Origin of the sequence: Pseudoleptotrichia goodfellowii (assembly GCF_007990505.1) — a bacterium.
Taxonomy (GTDB): domain Bacteria; phylum Fusobacteriota; class Fusobacteriia; order Fusobacteriales; family Leptotrichiaceae; genus Pseudoleptotrichia; species Pseudoleptotrichia goodfellowii.
The window spans coordinates 925,511-945,284 of sequence record NZ_AP019822.1 but is presented as its reverse complement, the minus strand read 5'-3'; the positions used below and the strand labels follow the sequence as shown (position 1 = coordinate 945,284).

The following is a 19,774-nucleotide window of genomic DNA, read 5'->3' as shown; positions in this document are numbered from 1 at the left end:
AAAAAATCTGTTTCGTTTTCATAGCTCACATACATTTTTGAATATGTAATTTTAAGGTTGAAAATTTTTGCTGTTTTTTTACAAGCAGATCATTAAAATATCTAAAATATATCTTTATCCGACAGTTTTGCATCTTTTTCCTTGAACATTTCAAGTAATTTTTCCACTGTAAGATTTTTTTTATCCTTTTCTTTTATATCAAATATTATTTCTCCCGCATGAAGCATTATCAATCTGTTTCCGTAATTTATTGCATCCTGCATATTATGAGTTATCATCAAACTTGTTATATTATTTTTTTCTACAATTTCTTTTGTTTTTTCCAATATTATTTCGGAAGTTTGTGGATCAAGAGCAGCAGTATGTTCGTCCAAAAGGAGTATATCCGGATGATTTAAAGTAGCCATTATCAATGACAAACACTGTCTCTGTCCTCCCGAAAGCAATCCTACCTGAGTAAAAAGTTGTTTTTCCAATCCAAGCCCGAGACTTTCCAGCTGTTTTTCATAAAACTTCATATTTTTTAAATCCAACCCGAATGTGAAGTTAAACTTTTTCCCTTTATTTTTAGCCATTGACAAATTTTCCATAACAGTCATTGAAGGAGCTGTTCCCTGAGTAGGATTTTGATAAACTTGTGAAATCCATTGAGATCTTTTGTATTTTTCTACATTTGAAATATTTTTTCCGTTTAATATAATTTCTCCGCTGTCAGGAGTAATTTGACCGTTTAAAACATTTAATAACGTGGATTTTCCTGCTCCGTTACTTCCTATAATTGTGATAAAATCTCCGTCCTCCACTTTTAAATTCAAATTATTGAATACCTGTTTTTCTGTTCCTAGTTCCGAAAAGAAAGTTTTATATAAATTTTTTATTTCTATCATCTATATCCCTCTTTCCTTTTCGATTAATTTTGCTTTTTTTCTGCTCTTTCTTATCCTTTTGGCAGTTTCATTCCACAGAATTACCGTAAGAATAATAGCAGTTATTACTTTTACATCGGTAGGTTTTATTTCAAGTACATTCTTTAAGCCGTCACTAAGACCTAAAGCATCATACAAATTTCTCGTCCAGTTATTCGACATAAGTGCTACATTTATTATAAAATAGTACAATAATGAACCCAATATAACTATGGAGATTTCATTCACTGCCTGAGATTTTTTAATAATTCCCAATCCCAATATTATTGCTGCAAGTCCCATCACCAAAACTCCGAATCCCAACTGTAAATCGGCAGCTTTTAACGACTGGGCATATAATGCTCCCGAAAGTGCTGCAAACCCGTTCGATAACATCAAACCGAATATTTTTAATCTCTTTTCATTTACCCCAAGACTTATTACAAGCTGCTCATTACTTCCCAATGCTCTAAGAGCAAATCCGAATTTTGAAGTCAGTATATAATCCAGTATCATTTTCAAAATAAATACTATTAATGCAACAAGCATTAACTTTATATCTTTTGAAAGAAAAACATAAACTATCAAAGCTATAACCATAATCGTATACACTGCCAAAGCTCTTATGACATATTTATTTTTCTTAATTTTATAATCATAAAATCCTTTCAAGACTAAAAGTATTAAGAAAATAATCGTGAACATTACAAAATTTTTATCATAAGAAACTATTTCATAAATACTCCTGTCATCAGGAATAAAGCCGTTTGCTCCCCCTATAATCCTGAAATTAATACTGTAAAGTCCGGTCATAACGATTATTCCTGCAAGAAGTCCCTCAATATTAAGATATGTATGTAATGCTCCTGTTACATATCCTGCCATCATTCCTCCTACAGTTGCAAGAACAAGACCCATTATAGGATGAGTTATTCCGAAAAATCCGTTTTTTGACATTGCAAATCCTGCAAATATAAAAGCTCCTAATGGAAAAGTACCATCAACCGACAAATCCGGAAAATCCAGAATCTTATATGTTATATACACCCCCATTACCATTATGGAGTATATAAACCCAGTTTTAAAAGCCTCGGGAAGGCTCTGCATAAATACCAGCAATTCATTCATTTTCTCTAAACTTCCTTTACATTTTTATTATTTTACTATTTCGGCACCTTCCAATACAGGATTTTTAATATCTATTCCTATTGCCTGTGCTGTTTTTTCATTTAAAAATAAAGTTGTCTTTTTAGAAGTTTCAAAAGGTATTTCTGAAGCAGGTTTTCCTTTTAATATTTCTATTGCCATTTCTCCTGTTCTTTTACCTAAATCAAAATAATTCAACCCCATTGTAAACAGAGCTCCCTGATCTACTGAAGATCTTTCACTTGAAATAACAGGCTTTTTAGCACTGATTCCTTCTGAAACAATCAATTTCACTGCTGAAACTACTAAATTATCCGTAGGAAGATACAGTGCATCTGTCTTTCCAAGTAAAATTTTTGTTGCTTGTGCTACTTCACTGAACGAAGTTATTCCCTGTAACTCCACTGCTAAATTTCTTTCTTTGGCTTTTTCCTGAATTTCTTTTACCTGAACAAGGGAATTTTGTTCTGAAGGATTATATAAAACACCTATTTTTTTCGTTTCAGGTCTTAATTTTATAAGTAAATCAAGTTGTTCTCCTACATTATCAAGTTTGTCACTTGTTCCTGTCACATTTTTATTTAATATTTTTGCACTGACAGGATCAGTTACCGCTGAAAACAAAATAGGTATATCCGATATACTGTTTGCCAATGCCTGTGCTGAAGGTGTTGCAATACCTAGAATCAAGTCCTTTTTATCACTTTTAAATTTGTTCGCTATTAAATTTGCATTAGGAATAGATCCTTCAGCATTCGTTTCATCAAAATCGGCTTTTATCCCTGCTTCTTCAAAGGCTTTCTTAAATCCTTCCTTTACCATATCTAGCGAAGGATGTGTAACTATCTGAGTAATCCCTATTTTATAAACTTTTCCTTCAGATTTATTATCATTTTTCTTTTCTTTTACTTCTTCCTGTTTTCCGCATGCTAAAATCGTTAAGCACCCGAGTATTAACAGTAGTAATTTTTTCATATTTTCCCTCCGTTTTTTTACTTTCTATTCTATAAATTTCACTTTATTTCTAATTTCTTCAGGCAATTTAATTCCCAATTTCCCCAATGTTTTAGAATTTACAGTAATTTCTCCTAATTCCATTGTTTTATACTTCATTTCAAAAGGTTTTTTATTATTTTTTAAAATCTCTACCGCTATTTTTCCTGCTTCTTTCCCCATTTCATAATAATCTACACCTTGAGTTATTAAAGCTCCGCCTTTAACATGTGCAGCTTCAGCCCCAAAAACAATTTTTTTTGCAACTGCTGCTTTATCTGTTATAAGATTTACTACAGAAGCGACAAGATTATCTGTAGGCAGATATAATGCATCACTTTCTCTTATAAGCATATCAGTTACCTGAGGAATTTCACTCACTTGTGAAACACTTTTTTCTACTACTTGTAAATTAAGCTCTTTCGCAGCTTTTTTCAAATCTTCTACCTGTATTTTCGAGTTCGGCTCTGATGAATTATATATTATTCCGACTTTTTTTATTTTACTGTCTATTTTCAATAATAATTCCAGCTGCTGTTTTATATCAACTCTGTCACTTATTCCAGTTACATTTTTTTTCAAAATCCCTGCAGATTCGGGATCCGTAATCGCCGAAAAAACTATAGGTATATCCTCTGTAGTATTTGAAACCGCCTGTGCAGTATTTGTAGCAATTGCATAAATCAAATCTACTTTTGAATTTACAAAATTATTTGCTATTAAATTTGCTGTTGTTATTTCACCGTTTGCATTTTTTTCATCATAAACTACTTCTAAACCGGCTTCTTTAAATGCTTCTTTAAAACCTTCTCTTGCACTGTCCAATGCCGGATGAGTTGTAATCTGCATTATTCCGATTTTTACTTTTTTCTTACTTTCCTCCTTTTTACCTGATGACTGTCCTTCTTTTCCTACGCAACTTAAAATAAATACTGTGATTGCTCCCAGTAATAATAACATTTTTTTCATTTTTACCCTCCTACTGTCCTACATTTTTAATTATATACATTTTTTATCTTATGTTAAAAAATAATAACATTTTTATAATTATAATGCAATAGTTTTGAATATTATTTTTGCCTCTCTTTTTTATAAATTATTTATATATAATATATATTTCGATTATAGTTGCAAATAAAAAAGAGTTCCGAATCATGATTTTATTCAAAAACTCTCTTTTCTGATATATTTTAGTTATAATATTTATTGCTCATTTATTTGTCAGTCGTGACTGACAAATAAAGAAATTCACATTACAGCCTGCTCGATTAATAACCTTGTTCTAATAACATCCCATTCTTCACTAATAAATTTACATTACAGTCTGCTCGATTAATAACTGTAGGAAACCGAGTAGGCTCAGGTGATCGTGCTTATATTTACATTACAGTCTGCTCGATTAATAACTTTAGTCCTTACAAAGCAGATAATGAAACTAACAAATTTACATTACAGTCTGCTCGATTAATAACTGAACACTTTATATTCAATTCATTGCCTAAAAATATATTTACATTACAGTCTGCTCGATTAATAACCCAACCTCGCTCAATCATTGCTATTGCAAATCTTTCATTTACATTACAGTCTGCTCGATTAATAACTCCAACTGTGTCGATTGCCAGCGGAAGTCCTCTTCAATTTACATTACAGTCTGCTCGATTAATAACTCTTAGACGCAAGCTACTTAAAAGCAACAGAAGAAGATTTACATTACAGTCTGCTCGATTAATAACAAAATAAAGCTTTGAAAAAATTAAGTAAAGAAGTTAATTTACATTACAGTCTGCTCGATTAATAACTTTACTAAAAATATCATAATATTTATAATAACATTTTTAATTTAATTTGTCGAACTTATTTTTTTCCTATTCTGAATTCTCACTTTTAAAATCCTATTCTTTTTCTTTTTTTAATCCAAATCAAGAAAAACGGTATTTTTAAACTTTCTGTCTAACTCCCGTAATTTTTATATTATTGAATATCGACAGATTTAAAACACAACTTTAAAAAAAATTAGAAGTTTTATCATCTTCCAAGCCCCAAAATTCCTTTTCCAACCATTTTTCCTGCCTACTTTTAAATAATAATACGGAATCCTTATCATCTCTGATAAATCCTCTTAATTCCAAATAAAGTTTTCTTAATAAAACAGGAGTAATTTCTCCTTCAAAAACCGATTTTTGAACGTTAGTGAGATATCTTTTGCATATCTTAAAAATATTTCTGGAAATTCTCCCACCATCATCATCTGTTGAAATATCATAAACTAATATCACATACATATTACCACCATATTTTAAAACCTTCATACTTTTTATCTTCCATTAAATGCTTTACTAACTTATACGCCTCAAGACGCATCAATCTTCTGTACGAAACATTTCTGTTTAAATCTCTGTGTCTTATAGTCGTTTCCAATCTTTCATTAAACGTTTTTAAAATCAATTTCTGGGCTTTTTCTTTCATATAAAAATAATTTGAATCTTTTACAAAATCTTTTTCCGTTATCATTTTTTTATTTAACAAAGAAAAAATAATTCTATCTGCAAGCAAAGGCTTGAAAACCTCAGCAATATCAAGAGATAGTGAAAACCTTCTTTCTCCTACACTATGTAAATAGCTTATTGTAGGATTTAACTGACTCACATATATTTCTGAAAGACACGCTGTATAAACAAGTGTATTCAGAAAAGAAATCATAGTATTAATCATATTATCGGGCGGTCTTTTTACTCTTTTTTCAAAATCTATTTCCTGATTGACTATTATATTCCAGCTATCGTAATAAGTTTTTCTTATAGTTCCCTCAATTCCCATAAGTTCTTCCACATTTTCTGTTCTGAAAATCCCTTTTTTCAGAGCTTTTATCTGCTCTATTATTTCTTCAAGTTCTTTTCCTCTTTCCTGATAATATCTCAAATTTCTTAAAATATTAGCACTTGCAGCGTCTATTATTAGCTGTGCAAGCTCAATTCTTTTTTCATTATTTGTATAATTTTCTACCTGTTTAACAAATAATTTTCCTGAAACATTAGTTTCTTTAGGATAAAATGTTCCTGTATAAAATCCGTAATAATTAAATACGTGTACGGGTATTTTCAACGTTGCCAAATAATTTAAACATTTTGTATTAAGAGATACTTCTCCAAACAGGTATATATCTCTTGTCATTTCCACTTTTATATCTTTAAATCTACCATCTGCAGCAGTTATCCTCACAACGTTGTCTTTCCTCTTTAATTCTCCATTTGAAAATATAAAATAACTCTCAGACATATTTAACCACCTCTGAAATACAGATTCCCACTAAATATAACAATATTCATAATATGCACATTTTTTACAAACTTTATCATTTATAACTCGGGGAGAAATCTCACTTTGACATATTTGTTCTATATCTTTTAAAACTTTTTCTAAATATACTTCATCTTCTTCAGATAAAATAACTTCTTTTCTTTCTCTTATTTCAGGATAATCAATTATTCCCTTTTCTATATCTATCCCTCTTTTCTTCAAAAAATAAATATAATACTTCACTTGCCAAATTGCAGCTTCCTCAATAGCTTTGCTCTTTTTCACTTCATGAACCACTTTCCAGTTCCTTATAAAATCAATATTTACAGTTCCTTCTATCATTATTTGCTTAGTTTCAAGAGCATATCTGCTTTCATCTATTAATTTACCCATTTTTACATTTTCATTTGTCTCTTCCAAATTAATATTTTTTGCCAAACACCATAATTTTCTTTTACAGATAAAATAATAATTTATCATTAATCCCGATATTCTCATAATAAATTCACCTTTATCCAGTGTATTTAAAAACATAAATCTTCTTCAAAATCTAATTTTTTAGATTTTTTTATAATTTCTATACCTCTTTCAAAGGAATAATCACAGTTCATCACAAATATTTCCTCATATTTATTTATTTCAACAGTATTATAATCACTTTCATCAAAGTCATATTGAGGTACACTCACTTTTAGTTGACTTATTTCATTTCTCGCTCTTATTTTATCCAGTTTTAACTTTTTTCTCTCTATATCAGAACAATCTTTATAAGTCTTCTGTAAAATTTCTATATTTTCAGTAATCTCATCTTCATTCTCTTTATATATCGGCATAGGAATTACATCTATTGAATGAATATCTCTAAAAATTTCTTTTACTTTCTCTTTACTCATTTCGTATTCTATTATATAAAATTTTAAAGCTCTTAATTTCTCTTCTATAGTTTGACAATATTGAGTTTCTTTAAGACTTTCATAAGAGTAAACTTCATCTATCATAGACAGTTTCATCTCTTCTGTCAATATTCCGTCAACATTTAAAAGTTTTTCCTTGGATTTTTCATGAATCTCCTCATCTATAACACTTCTCTCCGATTTACCTATACCACTGCAATTATCTGTAAATACAAAACAATTATATCCGTCCTCAGGTTTCAATGTTCTACTTCTGTAACATCTTCCCATTCTTTGAAATAAGCCGTTTAAATCGGATAACTCCGTAATCAACACATCAAAATCTATATCTAGAGATGCTTCAACTACTTGAGTTCCTATCCATATGCCACTTTCTCTTATATTTTCCTCTATTCTTCTTTCTTTTTCTGAAAATCTCTTCGGAGAAGCAAATTTTGTAATTTCATTTTCTTTTTGAAACCTGTCTTTTTTTATAAATCTACTATGAAGTAAATTTATCTCATTTCCGGAAACTCCTATTTCCTTAAGTTCATCATATATTTCTTTAGATTTTTTCACTGTGTTGCAAACGACCAGAATTTTGTTATTTTTATATCTTTGTTTTATAAATTCAGCATTTATAACATCATTCTCAATTTTTACTTTATGTCTTATTTTATTATTAACAAAAGGAGAAGTAGTAACAAATGAAACATTTTCTTTTTCAAGCAAAGTTTTTATAATTCCCGGCAATGTTGCAGTCATTATTGCAAATTTTCCTCCCAGATCTGTGATAAATTTAATTCCGTATATTAATGAAGCTACTAAATTTGGAGAATACATTTGAATTTCATCAATTACTATTTTGGAATAGGCTAATATAGATGCTTTCATTTCAAATCCAGGAGCCCTGTAAACAAAATCAAAAATCTGATCAATAGTGCATACAGTAAGAGGCAAAGAAAGCTGCTTTGTTTTTCCTATATATTCATCAAGTCTTTCTTCAGTAAAATCACTTTCTTCTATTTCTTTATCTTTCTTTTCTTCAAATCTTTTCAAATATTCGCTTCTAAAGTCCGAATGAAGTAATCCTAATTTATCAGTAAGCTCATCTTTAGTAATATCGTCTTTTAAAATCTGCTCTTTTATTCTTTTATAAATCGAATTTATCGCTACTCTCAAAGGTAATGTAAAAAACCCTTTATTATTTCCTATCCATAACAATCCTGCTTCAGTTTTTCCAAAACCTGTTTGTGCAACAACGATTACATTACTGTCTCTGTTATTAATCATGAATTTCTGCAAATCATTCCAGTCATTGTTACTATCGTATTTTTTCAGAACATTCTGCAAAAAATCATTCATACTTTTTTCCAGAAAGTTATTCTCATATTCGACAGTCAATCCCGAGCTTGCCGCATAATCGATTTTATTTAGCAAGCCTTTTACCATAATATACTTTTTAAAAGCTTCCATTGATTCTTCTTTTGTAGCCAAAGCATCTACAGAATACATTCTTTCATGTAATTTATAAAATCCTTTGCTTAATACTCTTAATTTAATATCATCATTTATAATATTAAATACTCTTATATTATTATTCACTTCCTGAATTCTATTATCTTTTAAATATCTTATATATTCTTCTTCTAAATTTCTTAAGACTTTTGTAAAATCAAAAGTTTCTTTATTCATTAACTCTACTTCATCTTTTAAATCTTTATCTTCTATTTCTGAAAGATCTCTTTCATGATGTAATGCTACTGAATAAGCCAACACTTTTATATCCGATTTACTGAACCCCTGCTCTTTTATTAAATCTCTTGAATTTATAAAAGCTGTACTTAAAAGACCATGCGGAATTTGAATTTCATCATTTTTTTTAAATAGTTTTCTTTGAAATTTTATATTTATCTTTCCTAAATCATGATATATACATGCCAATAATAAAAGTCTTTTATCCACGTTAATATTAGGATATAATTTTAATAATAATTCAAAATTTTTTATTAAATTGCCGGTATGTGTCAGAATTGTTTCACCTGTGGACTTTGCCAAAAATTGATTTTTCATTTCATAAACTCCTTTTATACTTTTCTATAAATCGCAAAAAACAATATCTTCTTCACTATCTATAGGCAACTCTTCAAATTCAAGCCCAGTTATATCTGACGAATAAATGACATCTTTTTTCTCCCAAATCCTAATTTCTTTAGGTTTACTTTTTGTTCCTATATTTTGTAATTTATAATTTTTAGTTATCTCATATCGCGTTCCCGGAATTTGCACTCCACTGCTTTTATCACCAAATTCTATCACACTCTTTCTAACAAAACTTATTGGAATATAAGCAAAAATATTTTTATTATATGTTCTATCTTCTTCAAGCTCTTTTTTTTCTATAACAACTTCTTTAACCTTATTTATCACAACAATATCTTCTCTTCTTCCCAATGATGGATATTCTCTAGGTTTTTCAAAAGCATTCAATATTTTTTGTATACTTTCATCAGACTGGTCTTCGGGAATAATGTGTATCGTCAAATACACATCTACTAAAAGTTCTGCAGTAGCAACACCTCTATTTACACCGAATCCATTCACATTTATCTGATGTCTTTCTTCTTCATACGGATTTCCCTTTTTAAATTCATATCTCGTATAAAGATCATTCACTTTGGAAAAATAACTTCCCATTACACTTATTTCCATAGGGACGTATTCTTTAAAATCACATAAAGAATGAACCATTCCGATTATTGTAGAGTATGGAGGCAACGGATAAGTTTCCTTTAATTGAAAACTCGTCGCAGTCTTGTAATTAACCATATTCTGATATAACTCAAGCTTAATTGCTCTTATCATAATATTCATCAACTTTCAATTTTATATTTTTGAAAAACTCAGGAGTATCATATACAACTACATTTTTCTTTTTCAATTCTATTTCCACTTCAGTATCATTATCAAACTGTTCTTTTACAATACCGCATAAAGTATCTTTTTCTATATAATCGTATATTCCGCTGCAAAGTTTTTCTACTGCGATTTTATTATTTTTTACATCGACTATATTTTCAAAAAACGGATTTTTTACATCATAGACCCCACCTATTATAAATAAAGGCTTTAAATCCTCTCTTCTTCCTCTTATATCTCTGTATAGCAATGAAACTGTATCCAAAAGTTTTTTTACTCTTCTTGTTTTTTCTTTATTATCAAGTTTAATATCATCCAATTCATCTATCCCTATTTTATCTAAATCTATTGTAAGCGTGTATTTATAATATGATTTATGAATTTCTGACTGAGCTATATTCGGAAACTCATTTATTCTGTCTGCCAAGCCCTTATTTGTCAAAAATTCCAAATCCCCTTTAAATGTTTCCAAAGAAATTGCATTTGAGAGTCTTACTATTGCTGAACGATTTTTAGAATTTTCTCCTTTAGTAGTTTTCATATATCCGAAAAAATCAAGTTCAGGATAGTCTTTTATTGTAGTTTCTGCGGAAAACTGTACAACCTTTTTATCTCCGCTTCCTTCAGCTTTTACCGGAGATATTTTTTCTCCCAACTGTTCTATAATATTATATCTTATTGCCTGACGTGATATATATGTGTACTGTTCTCCTCTATTTCTGGATATTTTTTTCAATGCCGCTACGTTTCCTATTCCTTCACCGTAATTTGCACTTTGAGCTAAAAATACAGCTGTAAAAGTCAACCCTTTTATCTCCATAACTATTCATTCCCTTCTTTTTTATTATCTTTATTTTCATCATCTTTTTTGCCATCTTCCAATAGTCCTATTAAAAAAGCATGCCCTAACGTCTGAAAATCTTCATCATCAATCAATGCTCTGTTAAATAACTTGTGTACCCCTTTTCCCGCATAAGCATGAGCTGAAATCAAAGCATCCATAAACATATCTACATCATTTATTCTGAGTGCATTTTGTAATCTGTACAATAATCCTCCTATTTTCTTATCATTTCCACTTTTTCCAATATAATCTTTTCTAAAATAATAAGCATTTGTTCTAATCATTTCAATGTCTTTCTCGGATAATTCAGTTCTTTTATCTTCATTATTCTCCATTTTTCTTAACCTCCTGATATAGTTCATATTTATTTTTACCAAATCGGACATATTTAGTCCATTATAATATGCAGATTTATTTTTAGAAATTTTATAATAACAAAGTTTATTTATTAAAGAAAATAAATTCTGATTATTTAATAATTCTCTTATTGTTTCATCGTATAAATTAAAATATTTATCATAATCTTTATAATACTTGCCAAGTAATCTGTCAAGTTTATCTTTATTTTCATGTAATAAATATAATATATTTTTTGATAATAAGCTGAATCTGTATGTTTCATTTTCTAATCTCACTACCTGAATATCAGATATTTCATATTTAGTGTCATTTGTATTAGTCTCAAATTCTTTTAACAAATTTCTGTATAAATTTATCTTTTTTTCTTCCTGTTCCTGAACAAATATAGAATTTGCTATTCCGTTATTTATTCTTTCAAGTTGATCAAAATTAAAATTGGCATTTACAAACATTCCTTTATTTATTTCGTAAATAAATCCCGCAGGAATACACGAGAGGATCAATATTATCAAAGGTGTTATTGCTATATCATTAGTGAAATTCCATACATGGGAAGGCTTTCTTGCAATATCAAATCCCGTTTGATTTAAAAAACCTAAAGTATTTTTATAATTTTCCATTGACATATTTGAAATACTGCATTTATACTTGAATTTTGATTTATCTTTATTAATATATTCTATTGCCGGGATTACAAAATATGACTTATACTCTTCATAGACGTCTTTTGCAGCATTTGCTCTATTTAAAAAAGATACTCCGTTCCAGCTGTTATTAATTATAAGATAAACAATATTTTTGGCTGCTAAATATTTTTTTTCATATCCGTCTTCATTTTTTACAGTCTTCTTGAAAAAATTCATCACTTCTTTCAATTGTCCAAAGACTTCTTTTATCTCTTCAACAGTTTCAGATGTTACATTGTCTTTTGGTTTTTTTACTTTTTTTATTTCTTTTTCCAAATTCAACATTTTTTCTTTTCCATTATTTTCAACAAAATCATATGTAGACTGATAACTGTTTGATTTTAAAGATTTTTTGACCAATTCTATTTGAGAATTTACATAATCAACTTCTTTAAGACTAAAATTTTCTCTTTTTCCTGATAAAAAATCATCAATATAATCCTCAAAATCAAGTATTTTACCGTAAGGCAATATTTTATTATATCTTTTCAGAAAAAAATCAAAATATTTATATTCAAAATTTTCAAGCATACCAGAATCAAATATCAACGATTGACCGTCTTCTGAAATTTCTATTTCTCCTTTCTCTTCTGCAACTTTTCCTCCCAATACATTATAAAACCCCAAAAGTCCTGCATTAAAAAGCCAATTAGACATCCGTATTTCTATTTTTTCACTCATTTCTTCTCCTCCTTTCTGTTAAACAATTTCCAATAATCCGTAACCGCTCCCTCTTATAGAACCTAAACCCGCACTGTAAATATAATTGAGCAAATAATTTTTCCCTTGCAACTCGATTATACCTATAGAACCGTCTATTAATTTACCGTAAAATTTGGAAACTGTTTTTTTTAATTCTTTCGTTTCAATTACCAGTTTTTCAATATCTCTTTCCACATAATCTCCATATTTTTCTCTCATCTCCAAGTACAAATTTCTTTTTATTATTGGAATAAATTCCTCTTCACTTCCTGTATAATAGCTGTCTTTTCCTGTTTCCTGATTATGATCTCTGCAAATTATAGGTGACATTACTTTGGCTCTAAAAAATTCACCACTCACTTCTTTTGTTGGCAATTTAATTACATTTGATACTTTTACTCTCAGTTCTTTAGAAATATCAATTTCTCTATATTTAATATTCATAAAAGCATTAAAAATATTAATTGCATCCCCATTATCAAATACTGAAAAGTTTATAAAAAATTCTTTTTTTTCTCCTTGAAGATATATTTTATCCCCTTGAAATATAGAATTTTTAAAATAAACAGACCAACAATACTTTTTTAATTTATTTGACCCAAAAAAATCTTCAAATATATCTTCATATCTATCTAATCCTGTTTTTAGCATACGTAAAATATTTCTACGATAATCTTGTGAAAAAGCTTCACCCTCCGTTACTTCACATGCTATTTTAAATCTCATATTCTTCATTCTCCCTTCTAAAATTATTATAACCAATTTTCATAATTTATTATACCCTGATTTTTAGTTTTTTCAACCATTTCTTCAACAAAAAAGAAAAAATTATTAATAAACCTCTATTTTTTAAATCTGTCTGTCTTCAATAGCATAAAATTTTTCTAAGTTTGACAGAAAATTTTAAAGTGTTGTTTTCCTTAATTAGATTTAAGAATTTTAAAAAATATAATTCCAAAAATAAGAATAAAAATTTAAAAAAATAAGTTCGACAAATTGAATAAAAAATGGTATTATAAATATTATAATATCTTTAGTAGAGTCACTAATCGCGTATTTTATATTGTTAATTGAATATTTCATTGATTCCACTGAATATTCCGCTAAGTCACTAATCGCGTATTTTATATTGTTAATATAATAGATGAGAAAAAATTAAATCAAATAGCAAAAGTTATTAATCGCGTATTTTATAACTAATTCAACAAAACTTTCTAAAATAAAATTTTCTACTATTAACTTTTTTATATTTAAAAATCCTGCTAAATGAAGTCATATTGACTACAAATAGCAGGATTACTAAGAATACAAATCTTTCTAAAATTCTAATACCCCAAAGCTTTATTCCACTCGCTTATTCTATCTTTGTATTTACTCAAAAATTCATCTATTCCGCTGCCGCTTACTGTAACAGTTTCCATTACATCACCGTTTGAAAGAGATTTTACTACTTCCAGATCTTTATCCGATGCTACTTCTCCGAAAATAGTATGTTTTCCTGTAAGCCATTCTGTAGGAACTGTAGTTATGAAAAATTGGCTTCCGTTTGTTCCGGGACCTGCATTTGCCATTGCCAATTTGCCGGGTGTCGAAAAGTCAAGACCGTTTTTCACTTCATCTTCAAATCTGTATCCGGGTCCTCCCATACCGGTACCTGTAGGATCTCCTCCTTGAGCCATAAAATCTTCTATAACTCTGTGAAATTTAAGTCCGTTATAATAACCGTGTTTTATCAAATTAACAAAACTCGCTACTGTAACAGGTGATTTTTCAGGAAAAAGTCTTAAATTGATTTCTCCTTTGTTCGTTTTAATTTTTACATCCATTTTCATTTTTTTGCTGTATGATTCCGAATTTATGGAAAATACCATAAATAACATTACTAAAATTACAGAAATATTTCTTATTTTCATTTAAATCATACTTCTCCTTTCTTCTATTTTTATTTATTTTTTTAATTCTTTGTTACTGAGTTTAATATGTTTCAAATATTTCTACGGATGATACATAAGGAGAGGATCTCCATTTTCCATTATAAACGGTCTTGCATTAGGTTGACCGTATTCCACGTCGTATTTATTCAATAAATAATCATTCAACTGAAGTACATTGTCAAATTTCAGTGCCTGATAAGGTTCCTGAAAAGCTAATTTCTCGATGAACAAAAACCTACCGTCAGAAGACGGTACCAAAACTCCCACATGACCTATAAATAAAAAGCTTTCTTTCGGCGTGATTTCAGAATGAAAAAACACTGAAATCATTGAAATTTTATTTTTATTTGAAAATTTAATATTTTTCTTTTCCCAATCTTCTTTGACTTTCCTTATATGTGTTGCAAAATCTTTTGTATTTTCAGTTTCTATTGAAGAAAAAAGGCTCTCAAACTGCTGTTTTTCTTTGTCAGTAAAGATTTTCACAGGAAAATTTTTCAAAGAATCCTGATCCATGAATAATTGCTCAGTATTTTTTATTTCAGGATTGCCTACAGAAACAAAATCCTTCATTAATTCAAAAGCTGTAATTCTACAGTTTTGACCTATAAATTTAGGATTTTTCTTATTCCATTTTTCCTGAATAGTCACTTCATCATAGACAGGGCTTGGTTTTTCCATTATTTTGAAGCCGTTTTTTACAAGGCTCACATTTTCTACGGAATTATTAAAATAATTTACTCCTTCAAAAAAAGACTTTATACTTTTTTCAGAAACTCCTGCATTTTTCAATGCTGTTCTCACTTCTTCCTGAGATGCTTTATCTACTAAGTTTGAATAAGTAATCTCTTTCAAATGTTTTTCTTCATTTGATTTTTGAGATATACTTATATCAGAATCATTATTTACTATTTTTTGAGAACAACTTACCAATAAAATTCCGCATATTAATGAAATTACTATTCTTTTTTTCATTTTTCTCTTCTTTCTTTGTACTACTTTAATAATAATGTTTAGCATTTAACAATTTTTCAGCTTCTTTATAATTAGGCATATAATTTTCCACATAATTATAAAATCCTTTTCCGTGATTAGGATATTTTAAATGGGCAAGTTCATGTAAAACAACGTACTCTATCTCAAAAGGAGTTCTTTTTATAAGTTCCGTATTAAGATTTATATATCTTTTATTATAATTACACGATCCCCATCTTGTTTTCATAGGCTTTATTGACAAATGTTCTATTGTTTCGTCCAATATTTTAAGCCATTTTTCCATAACATCGGGAAATATTTTTTTTGCACAGTCATAATACCATTTATCCATTATTTTTTTCTTATTTTCGATATTTTCATGTTTAGTTACAAGTATTATTTCTCCTGTATCTTTACTCAAATTTACTCTATCCGTATTTCCCTGTTTTACAATCAGAGAATATTCTCTACCTATCAGTTTATGGACTTCTCCTGTTTTATACTCGTATTCCATCTGTTTGGACTTTACATCTTCAATTCTGTTTAAAACTTTTTTTATCCAGTCTTCTTTTGAACGGATAAAATTCTCAATATAACTGCTGTGTAAATTTAAAGGAGCAGAAATATATACTTCCATATTCTGATTTATTCTTAAATTTATGTTTTTTACTTTTTTCCTGTGAATATCGTATCCTAAAATTTTTTCCGTTCTCATCCATTTCCTCTAGTTTCTATTTTTATTCTCATAATTTTCTATTTCTTTATCCATTATTGCAGATATATTAATTCCCATAGGAGTATTTCTTAAAAATCTTTCATACAATTCAGGATTATTTCTTTTGCAGCTTGCAAAAAATATTATAATATTTTCCTTTTTCTCAAGTTTCACAGTATAGTCGTCTTCAAGTATGATATATAACATTAAATTTCCGAACATATCATTTTTTATGACCATTCTTGTAAAAAATATATTTTTTACTTCTTCAAGTTTAAAATAAATTTCTTTTTTAAACACTCTATTAAGAAATGTATATATAAATTCTCCGCCTAATTCTTCAAGTTTTTCAAAACTTAATTTTATATTTTTCATAATTTTTCTTATTAAAAAATATATAAAAAGATACAAAATTATAAATAATCCTATATTCATTGATAACCTCTCTTCGATGTTATTAAAATATCTGTTTATTTTCCAAGAAAATAAGTAACTCCGAATAATGTTTTCATATCGTTGGATTTTTCAACAATATCTTTTACCGGAACCCATTCCACTTCAAGTTCTTCGCCTTCATCCAAATCAAGTTCTTTGGGTTTTATCGAATCGGATTTCAATCTCGCACTGAAAAAATAAAGGTTTTCCGTAGTGTATCCCGGTGATACAAACAATCCTTTTTCCAGCTTTCTAAAATCAGTTATGTCATCTTCTGTGTATCCCGTTTCTTCTCTTAATTCCCTGAATGCAGCAGTTTCAGGATTTTCTCCCGCATCTATAAGGCCCGCCACTACTTCCAAAGTATAGTCTTTCGGTCCCGGTCTGAACTGTTTTACAAGTATAACTTTTTCTTTTGTTTCATTAAACAATACAAAACAGACTGCATTTGATTTATCCAAATATTCCAATGTAATTCCTGTTGTCGGATGTGTCATTTTTGCACCTTTTAAAAATCTGAATCCGTCCATATTTATATCACTCCTTTTATCTTCCAAAATCTCTTTTAAAATATAGTTTCTATAACATTCAATCCTAAATCTTTTGCAAACTGTCTTGCCAACTCCATTGGCAAGTCTTCCATTTCCTCATAATTATGGGTATCCGAACCGATTATAGTACGAATATTGTATTGTGCAGCTATTTCCCAAAACTCTTTATAAGGGTACATATATCTGTCCCAATCAGGATGTCTTACCAAAGTTTTTCTTATTCCGTTGGCATTCACTTCAAGAGGAACATCATACTTTTCAGCTGCTTCACAAATCATATGCGCAGCTTTTATACAACCGTCCGTCCAATTTCTGTAATCTATCATATATAAATCAGGATGTGCTATGTAATCAAAATTTCCCGACTCTATTGCTTTTACCATATATTTTCCATAATCAAGGACATGTTCTTCTTCTTTAATAGACCATGCACTGTGTATCTCAGTTTCTCCTTCTTTTCTGAAAGCATGAAGACCCAAAACTATATAATCCAGTTTCTTTTTCAGTTCGTCGTAATATTCCTGCCATTCAGGGAAATACTCTATTTCCAGAGATTTATATATTTTTATTTTATCTTTATATTTTTTCTGAGCTTCTTCTATTTCTTCCAGATATCCCTGCAACTCTTCCTTTTTCATCCTGTCATTATAATATGCAGGAACAGGTGCATGATCGGATATTCCAAGTTCACTGTATCCTTCTTTTACGGCTACTTTAACATAATCTTCCACATTACCGACAGCATGCCCGCATCTGTAATTATGTGTATGAAAATTCGTTTTCATCTTCTTTCATCCCTCTCATTTTATATTTATAATATTTTATCAGTTATTTCAAAAAAAATAAAGAGTTTTGAAAAATTTAATTTATAAATAAAAAACAGCTTTGAAATCCCTTAATTTCGGAAATTCAAAAACTGTTTTTTTAATTTTATCTATGAAAAAACATTATTTCTCTTCTGCATTTTCTTGATTTTTCTTATCTTCAGCCATTTTGTTGGCCATTATTACAAACGGTGCCCATATAACAAACGCTACAAACACGTTAAATAATGATACTAACGCAGCCTTTACAGAACCTCCTGTAGCAAAAAACGCATATATTCCCGGAGGTAATACCCACGGAACTACTACATATACAGGAGGAATCAGTCCTATAGCTGTAGCTGTATAAGCGATTATCGCACAAACTGTCGGAGCCAACAAAAACGGAATTATATATATCGGATTCAACACTATCGGAATTCCGAATATAACAGGTTCATTAATATTAAATATAGCCATCGGTGTTGATAATTTTGCAACTGTTTTATATTCTTTTCTTTTACTGAATAAATATATTGCAAAAATTAAAGCTATTGTTATTCCTGAACCTCCCATTTGCAAATAAGCATCAAATGATCCTCTTGTCCAGATGTACGGTAAATCTTTTACTGCTCCGCCTTTAGCCATGTGTTCCACATTAGCCAAAAGAGCAGGCTGATATATACCGTCCATAATAGGTGCCAAAACATTGTGTCCGTGCAATCCGAAGAACCAGAATAACTGTACAAGGAAAGCCAACAGCACTACAGAAAACATGCCTTGAGACAATCCCAACAAAGGAGCCTGTATGTATTTTTGTATTAAATCGTTTAACGGGCTTCCTGTAGCTGCAACAACCAAATGCGACAATATTGCACAAATATAAACAGCAACTACTCCCGGAATAATCGAAGCAAACGCTTTACTTACTGCCGGAGGAACCGAATCAGGTAACTTGATAGTCAGTTTACTTTTCATAAGTTTAGAATAAATTATCGCTGAAACAAGTCCTATTATCATAGCCGGGAACAGTCCTTTCGCTCCCAAATAGTCCAGATTTATAAATCCCCACGAAGAAACTGCCTGTGTAACTCCGTTTATTTCAGCGTCAAATTTTGCTTCCTGAGGCAGAAAAGCTATAAATGAAGCAAATGCTACCAATGCTCCCGCTACAGGGTTCACATCATAACTTCTGGAAACATTGTATCCTAAGGATATTACAAAGGCAAGTGACAATATCGCAATAGAGGCAAACCATACAATCCCGTTTATATTTATTATCGGTGTCATAAGTTTTACAAAACCTTCAAGTCCCCAACTATTAGGCAAATCTCTAAAAAATACGTTCAATAACACTGCTATTGAACCTACCATAGTTATAGGCATTATTGCAATAAACGAATCTTTTATTGCAACTAGAAATCTTTGTGATGCTATTTTCGCAGCTTTCGGAACAAACTTCTGTTCCATCCAATCTGTAAATTTTTTCATAATCTCCATCAATCCTTTCGTTATTATCTTCAAGAACAAATACAATCATAAAACTTAATATTTTTCTCTCGGATTTGTTTCTTTAGTAATAGTATACCTCATTTTTTTTATTATTCAAAGTA

General features: G+C 29.4%; 19 protein-coding genes and 1 CRISPR repeat array. All 19 genes read right to left on the bottom strand.

Translation table 11 applies throughout. The features are described 5' to 3' along the window. Positions 1-101 precede the first annotated feature (101 nt). On the bottom strand, positions 102-887 hold the full coding sequence (locus tag FVE72_RS04760) for an ABC transporter ATP-binding protein (RefSeq protein WP_026737457.1): 786 nt from the start codon (positions 885-887) through the stop codon (positions 102-104). After that, positions 888-2,033 carry an ABC transporter permease gene (locus FVE72_RS04755; protein WP_026737456.1) on the bottom strand — a complete coding sequence of 382 codons (1,146 nt, stop codon included), beginning with the start codon at positions 2,031-2,033 and terminating at the stop codon, positions 888-890. Positions 2,034-2,060: 27 nt separating this feature from the next. Continuing rightward, a complete protein-coding gene (locus tag FVE72_RS04750; protein ID WP_026737455.1) occupies positions 2,061-3,026 on the bottom strand; it encodes an ABC transporter substrate-binding protein in 966 nt (321 codons plus the stop codon). A gap of 24 nt (positions 3,027-3,050) precedes the next feature. After that, positions 3,051-4,013, bottom strand: a complete 963-nt coding sequence (locus FVE72_RS04745) for an ABC transporter substrate-binding protein (RefSeq protein ID WP_026737454.1) — start codon at positions 4,011-4,013, stop codon at positions 3,051-3,053. A gap of 277 nt (positions 4,014-4,290) precedes the next feature. After that, positions 4,291-4,846: direct repeats of the CRISPR family, unit length 30 nt; unit sequence ATTTACATTACAGTCTGCTCGATTAATAAC. Between the two features lie 204 nt (positions 4,847-5,050). Further along, the gene (cas2, locus tag FVE72_RS04740) at positions 5,051-5,329 is read right to left on the bottom strand and encodes a CRISPR-associated endonuclease Cas2 (protein WP_006806652.1); all 279 of its coding nucleotides are present in this window, start codon (positions 5,327-5,329) and stop codon (positions 5,051-5,053) included. A gap of 1 nt (position 5,330) precedes the next feature. Beyond that, a complete protein-coding gene (cas1b, locus tag FVE72_RS04735) occupies positions 5,331-6,323 on the bottom strand; it encodes a type I-B CRISPR-associated endonuclease Cas1b (RefSeq protein ID WP_026737453.1) in 993 nt (330 codons plus the stop codon). Between the two features lie 30 nt (positions 6,324-6,353). Then, positions 6,354-6,878, bottom strand: coding sequence for a CRISPR-associated protein Cas4 (cas4, locus tag FVE72_RS04730; protein ID WP_232049484.1), 525 nt, complete (start codon positions 6,876-6,878; stop codon positions 6,354-6,356). Beyond that, a complete protein-coding gene (locus FVE72_RS04725; RefSeq protein ID WP_026737451.1) occupies positions 6,869-9,310 on the bottom strand; it encodes a CRISPR-associated helicase/endonuclease Cas3 in 2,442 nt (813 codons plus the stop codon). The genes cas4 and FVE72_RS04725 overlap by 10 nt, the downstream gene beginning before the upstream one ends. Positions 9,311-9,334: 24 nt before the next feature. Beyond that, positions 9,335-10,102: a CRISPR-associated protein Cas5 gene (gene cas5 / locus FVE72_RS04720; RefSeq protein ID WP_232049483.1), complete on the bottom strand. Its 768-nt coding sequence runs from the start codon at positions 10,100-10,102 to the stop codon at positions 9,335-9,337. Further along, positions 10,086-10,976 carry a type I-B CRISPR-associated protein Cas7/Cst2/DevR gene (cas7i, locus tag FVE72_RS04715; protein ID WP_026737449.1) on the bottom strand — a complete coding sequence of 297 codons (891 nt, stop codon included), beginning with the start codon at positions 10,974-10,976 and terminating at the stop codon, positions 10,086-10,088. The genes cas5 and cas7i overlap by 17 nt, the downstream gene beginning before the upstream one ends. Positions 10,977-10,978: 2 nt before the next feature. Further along, entirely contained in the window at positions 10,979-12,727 is a 1,749-nt protein-coding gene (locus tag FVE72_RS04710; protein WP_026737448.1) for a Cas8a1 family CRISPR/Cas system-associated protein, read from the bottom strand. 18 nt (positions 12,728-12,745) lie between these two features. After that, the gene (gene cas6 / locus FVE72_RS04705; RefSeq protein WP_026737447.1) at positions 12,746-13,474 is read right to left on the bottom strand and encodes a CRISPR-associated endoribonuclease Cas6; all 729 of its coding nucleotides are present in this window, start codon (positions 13,472-13,474) and stop codon (positions 12,746-12,748) included. 599 nt (positions 13,475-14,073) lie between these two features. Continuing rightward, the gene (locus tag FVE72_RS04700; RefSeq protein ID WP_026737446.1) at positions 14,074-14,580 is read right to left on the bottom strand and encodes a peptidylprolyl isomerase; all 507 of its coding nucleotides are present in this window, start codon (positions 14,578-14,580) and stop codon (positions 14,074-14,076) included. Between the two features lie 162 nt (positions 14,581-14,742). Further along, on the bottom strand, positions 14,743-15,657 hold the full coding sequence (locus tag FVE72_RS04695; RefSeq protein ID WP_036056085.1) for a DUF4300 family protein: 915 nt from the start codon (positions 15,655-15,657) through the stop codon (positions 14,743-14,745). A 25-nt stretch (positions 15,658-15,682) separates the two neighbouring features. Then, on the bottom strand, positions 15,683-16,372 hold the full coding sequence (locus FVE72_RS04690; RefSeq protein WP_026737444.1) for a M48 family metallopeptidase: 690 nt from the start codon (positions 16,370-16,372) through the stop codon (positions 15,683-15,685). A gap of 9 nt (positions 16,373-16,381) precedes the next feature. Then, positions 16,382-16,807, bottom strand: a complete 426-nt coding sequence (locus FVE72_RS04685) for a hypothetical protein (protein ID WP_026737443.1) — start codon at positions 16,805-16,807, stop codon at positions 16,382-16,384. A gap of 35 nt (positions 16,808-16,842) precedes the next feature. Continuing rightward, on the bottom strand, positions 16,843-17,337 hold the full coding sequence (locus tag FVE72_RS04680; protein WP_026737442.1) for an NUDIX hydrolase: 495 nt from the start codon (positions 17,335-17,337) through the stop codon (positions 16,843-16,845). 35 nt (positions 17,338-17,372) lie between these two features. Further along, positions 17,373-18,143: a histidinol-phosphatase gene (locus tag FVE72_RS04675; RefSeq protein ID WP_026737441.1), complete on the bottom strand. Its 771-nt coding sequence runs from the start codon at positions 18,141-18,143 to the stop codon at positions 17,373-17,375. A 162-nt stretch (positions 18,144-18,305) separates the two neighbouring features. Continuing rightward, complete coding sequence (locus tag FVE72_RS04670) at positions 18,306-19,685, bottom strand: PTS sugar transporter subunit IIC (RefSeq protein WP_232049482.1); 1,380 nt, start codon at positions 19,683-19,685, stop codon at positions 18,306-18,308. Positions 19,686-19,774 lie beyond the last annotated feature (89 nt).

Coding starts and splice junctions, on each gene's coding strand:
- FVE72_RS04760 (WP_026737457.1), bottom strand. CDS start 887: ATGATAGAAATAAAAAATTTATATAAAACTTTCTTTTCGGAACTAGGA.
- FVE72_RS04755 (WP_026737456.1), bottom strand. CDS start 2,033: ATGAATGAATTGCTGGTATTTATGCAGAGCCTTCCCGAGGCTTTTAAA.
- FVE72_RS04750 (WP_026737455.1), bottom strand. CDS start 3,026: ATGAAAAAATTACTACTGTTAATACTCGGGTGCTTAACGATTTTAGCA.
- FVE72_RS04745 (WP_026737454.1), bottom strand. CDS start 4,013: ATGAAAAAAATGTTATTATTACTGGGAGCAATCACAGTATTTATTTTA.
- cas2 (WP_006806652.1), bottom strand. CDS start 5,329: ATGTATGTGATATTAGTTTATGATATTTCAACAGATGATGATGGTGGG.
- cas1b (WP_026737453.1), bottom strand. CDS start 6,323: ATGTCTGAGAGTTATTTTATATTTTCAAATGGAGAATTAAAGAGGAAA.
- cas4 (WP_232049484.1), bottom strand. CDS start 6,878: ATGTTTTTAAATACACTGGATAAAGGTGAATTTATTATGAGAATATCG.
- FVE72_RS04725 (WP_026737451.1), bottom strand. CDS start 9,310: ATGAAAAATCAATTTTTGGCAAAGTCCACAGGTGAAACAATTCTGACA.
- cas5 (WP_232049483.1), bottom strand. CDS start 10,102: ATGATAAGAGCAATTAAGCTTGAGTTATATCAGAATATGGTTAATTAC.
- cas7i (WP_026737449.1), bottom strand. CDS start 10,976: ATGGAGATAAAAGGGTTGACTTTTACAGCTGTATTTTTAGCTCAAAGT.
- FVE72_RS04710 (WP_026737448.1), bottom strand. CDS start 12,727: ATGAGTGAAAAAATAGAAATACGGATGTCTAATTGGCTTTTTAATGCA.
- cas6 (WP_026737447.1), bottom strand. CDS start 13,474: ATGAGATTTAAAATAGCATGTGAAGTAACGGAGGGTGAAGCTTTTTCA.
- FVE72_RS04700 (WP_026737446.1), bottom strand. CDS start 14,580: ATGAAAATGGATGTAAAAATTAAAACGAACAAAGGAGAAATCAATTTA.
- FVE72_RS04695 (WP_036056085.1), bottom strand. CDS start 15,657: ATGAAAAAAAGAATAGTAATTTCATTAATATGCGGAATTTTATTGGTA.
- FVE72_RS04690 (WP_026737444.1), bottom strand. CDS start 16,372: ATGAGAACGGAAAAAATTTTAGGATACGATATTCACAGGAAAAAAGTA.
- FVE72_RS04685 (WP_026737443.1), bottom strand. CDS start 16,807: ATGAATATAGGATTATTTATAATTTTGTATCTTTTTATATATTTTTTA.
- FVE72_RS04680 (WP_026737442.1), bottom strand. CDS start 17,337: ATGGACGGATTCAGATTTTTAAAAGGTGCAAAAATGACACATCCGACA.
- FVE72_RS04675 (WP_026737441.1), bottom strand. CDS start 18,143: ATGAAAACGAATTTTCATACACATAATTACAGATGCGGGCATGCTGTC.